This is a genomic window from Psychrobium sp. 1_MG-2023 (assembly GCF_030689115.1).
Taxonomy (GTDB): Bacteria; Pseudomonadota; Gammaproteobacteria; order Enterobacterales; family Psychrobiaceae; genus Psychrobium.
This window is the reverse complement of record NZ_JAUYVJ010000061.1, coordinates 1-4,434: the sequence shown is the minus strand read 5'-3', so window position 1 is coordinate 4,434 and position 4,434 is coordinate 1. Positions and strand designations below refer to the sequence as shown.

The 4,434-nt window shown below is 40.4% G+C and carries 2 protein-coding genes; one reads left to right on the top strand and one right to left on the bottom strand.

The features are described 5' to 3' along the window. Positions 1-226 precede the first annotated feature (226 nt). A complete protein-coding gene (locus tag Q8W26_RS17675; protein ID WP_305473871.1) occupies positions 227-1,753 on the bottom strand; it encodes an OmpP1/FadL family transporter in 1,527 nt (508 codons plus the stop codon). A 377-nt stretch (positions 1,754-2,130) separates the two neighbouring features. On the opposite strand from Q8W26_RS17675, the gene Q8W26_RS17670 reads away from it, so the two are divergent. Next, on the top strand, positions 2,131-4,320 hold the full coding sequence (locus Q8W26_RS17670) for a bacteriohemerythrin (protein WP_305473869.1): 2,190 nt from the start codon (positions 2,131-2,133) through the stop codon (positions 4,318-4,320). The last annotated feature ends 114 nt before the right edge of the window (positions 4,321-4,434 follow it).

Below are 4,434 nucleotides of genomic sequence, written 5' to 3'. Positions count from 1 at the left end.
CTCTCGTTTAAACCCTAAAGCGAGGCCTGAATAAAACATTTTCAGAACGACGCAGGCAGGAGCGCTAACTCTTCTATAATATGACGAGGTTGTCAGCCCTAAAAGTTGTCGTTCCGGCATTGTTTTAGCCGGAATCTTTCGTTTAAACCCTAAAGCGAGGCCTGAATACAACATTTTCAGAACGACGCAGGCAGGAGCGCTAACTGGGTTTAAATCGTACGCCAGATTATAGGAAGTAATTAAACTGCAACGACACAACGTAAGCGTTAATCTTATAATCTGCTTGGTACATACTGTTATATAGTGCCACGTCTTGCGCATTATACTCACCATCGATGACAGTTGTTTCTTTCATGTGCATCAAGCCTGCAGCGAAGTCTACATTCCAGCTTTCATTGTTTTGGTAATTCGCTCCAACAGTTAACCAAGTACGGTCATTGGCTGGAATACGCGCACTACGATATTGACCGTTTACTGGAGACTTATCTTCTGCAATACCAGCCTTAATTTGCCATTGATCGTTTACTTGATAAGTTGCACCAACTGAGTATGCCCATACATCTTGCCAATATTCAGGAATGTAGCCGATATGTCCCGGTGCATTAAGGTTTTGCTCTTGTTGAGTGCTAGCGCTAATACTTGGCTTTGAGTCCGCTGATAATACGGAAATGTCAGTAAATTTACTCCACTGAGTCCAAATTGCTCCCAGCTGTATTGATAACTCGGTGTTAACTTTATAATCAGCGCTTAACGCCACACTCATTGGTGTATTAAGGTCAAGTGTCGACGCTTCCGACTTTGCTGGTGAAACAGCTAACTTACCTGTAGTTAAATCAACCACTGGCATCTTAGAACCATCGACAATCCCTGGAATCGTCGGTGCAGTCCAGTATTGCTCAGGATTTGGAGTAAAAGGGACAAACTCACCTGTGATTGGCGTGTTATTGATAGTTGAGTCACCTTCAAGGGTATAATCAACGGCAGACTGGTAGCTTAATGCTAGCGCTAGTGCATCAGTGGCTTGATAATGCAAACCTAAGGTATAGCTTAACTTTAAATCATCGCCAGAGACTTCGTAAAAACTATCGCAATATGCGGATTGGGCAACATCGTTAAATGTTCCTTGGCTTAGTTGGCTATAGGTGGCGTTGATCCCTGAACCAATCTCACATAAGCCGTTATGATCTTTAAATTTACTTAAGGTACCGCTAGCGTAGTTAATTGCCACTGCTGCACCGATTGATAATTTGTCATTAACAAGGTAACTAATGGCTGGTTGTACTGAAATAACCTTAAATTCCGTTTGCTTAGCAAAGTAACGACCGACAAAGTCATCTTCATATTCACTTGATGTGGCAAAAGGTACAGCAACAGATAAACCAAAGCCCAGTTTATTATTAAGCGGCTGGTAATAATGAAAGTGTGGAATGGCTGAAATACTTGATAAGGTATCGGCTTCTTTTCCTGTTACCGGCAAGCCCGGTGCACTGGTAGCTTTGGCATTTTTAAACTCACCATCTAGATTGAGTACATTGAGGCCAACACTATACTGTGCTTGGTCAAGTTTAACGAACGCCGCAGGATTTGAGTAACCTACACTCGCATCATTGATCTGAGCTCCTCGCCCAGCATAAGCATTGCCCATCGCACTAGTTGATTGCTCATAGAGTTTGAAGCCAGCCGCTTGAGTCGGGGCCGTAAAAGTACTTGCAACAGCGAGTGCTACTAAAGAAAGAGTTATTCTTTTTATCATTATTATAGATACCATTAGACAGATTTGAGGTTCATCTGATAAAGACTTAGCAGGGGTTGTCTATTAAGCGCTTATCAGATGAATTAGAGTAAATACTCAGTTTGCGGAATATAGCTGAGTTATAGTGATTTGTAAAAACAAAATAAACGCTAGTTTAAAAAGTGAGATCCAACAATGCCCTAAGAGCTAAAGGGTAAGAAAATTGTCCTTTTTATTTCATTGCAAGGGAAAGGAGTGATTGATAAATGTGATTGACTTTCCCTTTTTCTTTAAGTAAAGCGTTTCGATTTGATTTATATCAACGAGCTTAATTTTGATTATTTCAATTTTTGAACTATGTAGGTATATTTAATCATCGTTTATGAGGGATGTGTTTGATGATAAAGCTAGAATGGAATGCTGGCATGAGTGTGGGCGTCGATTCCATCGACAATGATCATAAAAAAATCATTAGATTATTGGCCGAATTGTCTAATGCTGTAGGGGAGAGTGGACAGCAACAATATATCGAAGAGACCTTTGAGCAGTTGGAGCAATATGTTCAAGAGCACTTTGAACGTGAAGAGAGGTTATTAAGTGATATAGGCTATGCTCATTACGCTGAACATTGTGATTCCCATCAAGCGTTTTTCAAACAGCTGGCGCAATTAAAAAAGCGTTGGCAAGATGAGTGTGAAGAGGGAATATTAGAAGTTATCCTTGATTTCCTTCACCATTGGCTGGTCAATCATATCTTAATTGAGGATTTAGACTATAGCCAACATGTGTATCAAACAAAGCTAAGCGCAAAAGAGCAAGCTAATGAGAGCTTGTTACAGCGTCTCTCATCCCAATTAGCTAATCGTATTCCTTTATCTAATCGCGTATTAATTTCTATTCTCTTTCCCTTTATTGGTGTGGCTTTCTTATGCATGGTGTTATTAGGTAATAATGTACAAAACTATCAACACATGCAGTTGTTGTCTGGTATGGGCACCGTACTAGCTAATGTCAATGCACTGACGCATTCATTACAAGCTGAGCGGGGGTTAACGACGGGCTTGATGAGCTCGAATTATAAAAGTTTTAACATCGCACTCACAGATCGCAGAAATAAAACAGACGAATTAAATGCCGTTTTTTGGCAGCATTTAGAGCACTCCGTAGAGCCTCAAGTTAAACAGGTTATCATGGAAGGCTTGCCACAGGCTCAAACTGAACTAAAGTCTTTGCAAAAAAACCGACTCGCCTTTGACAGTAATCAAGTGAGCTTTGAGCAGATATTTAATGCTTATTCGACATTGATTGACATGTTGTTATCTAAAACCGATCGTTTGATTAATTTGGATGTTGATCATGAGCTAATGAGTAGTATTTCAACGATTAACTCGATGCTACTTTATAAAGAGTATTTAGGTCAGATTCGAGCAGAAGGGGTCAGAATCATTGAGACAGGTCAGGGGCGCTTGGATGATAGCCGTGAGATCAGTCTACTCATTGGTATGCAGCGCAATGCTCTACGGACCTTTGATAACTTTGCAACGAACCAACAAAAGCAAGTGTGTGCTCAATTCTGTTTGCCACTAACGATAGAGAAAAAAATCAGAAAAGAGATGATTGCTTTAAGTGTATTGCCAAAAGAGGTGCAAGGTGATCATTGGTTTGTGGTGATGTCACAAGAAATGGATCAATTAAAACTATTTACCGATCAGCTTATTTTATCGCTAGATGAAAAAGCCAAGGCTAAGATTACTAGCCTTCATCAAGGTAGTGAACAGATCATTATAGCGGTGGCACTCATTGTTGTTTTGAGTATTTGTTTTGTCGTGGTATTAAATCACAGTATTATTTTTCCGATTCGGCAAGTAACTAGTGCGTTAAATAAAGTGTCCTCAGGAGATAGAGGTGTTCGGTTGCATCAATTTAATGAACAAGATGAAATTGGAAATATATACCGCGCTTATGAAAAACTAAGACGCAAGTTACTGCAAGTCGATGTCATGCGAGCGATGGTTGAGCAACAACAAGAATTGTTAGAACAAAGCCATTCAGAAACAAAGCACTTTAGGTCATTAGCAGAAACGGATGCTCTGACTGGTGCTGTAAATCGTCATCACTTTGATACGGCCTTGCAAAATGCCATCATATCAATGCAAGCAGTGAAGGCTCCGCTTTCAATTATGATGCTAGATATTGACCACTTTAAACAAATCAACGATAGCTATGGACACCTTGTGGGCGATGAAGTGCTAATTCGCTTTTATCAGGCTTGTAAAAGTGCTGCCAGAGGGAGTGATACGGTAGCCAGAATTGGCGGTGAAGAATTTGTTGTGATAATGCCAAATACCAACGCGCAACATGCACTGCAGATAGCTGAGCGTTTAAGGAAAAAAATAAAAGCTCTTAACCCGGTAGTTAATGGCATCACGGTCCCTGTTACTGTGAGTATTGGGGTAAGTGAGTGGCACGATAACTTGTTTGAGTTGATGTCAGACTTAGTCAATGATGCTGATCAGTCATTATATTTAGCGAAAAATTCGGGGCGTGACAAAGTTGTATTTAGACATGAGCCGATGGTTAATTCTTAAGTAAGAGGATTATAGATAAAGATATTTCAAGAAGAATTTTGGAGCGACTTACGAGGTTCGAACTCGTGACCTCGACCTTGGCAAGGTCGCGCTCTACCAGCTGAGCTAAAGTCG

What these genes read in the sequence shown, in the direction of transcription:
- Q8W26_RS17675 (WP_305473871.1), bottom strand. Translation starts at nt 1,753, where the DNA reads ATGATAAAAAGAATAACTCTTTCTTTAGTAGCACTCGCTGTTGCAAGT.
- Q8W26_RS17670 (WP_305473869.1), top strand. Translation starts at nt 2,131, where the DNA reads ATGATAAAGCTAGAATGGAATGCTGGCATGAGTGTGGGCGTCGATTCC.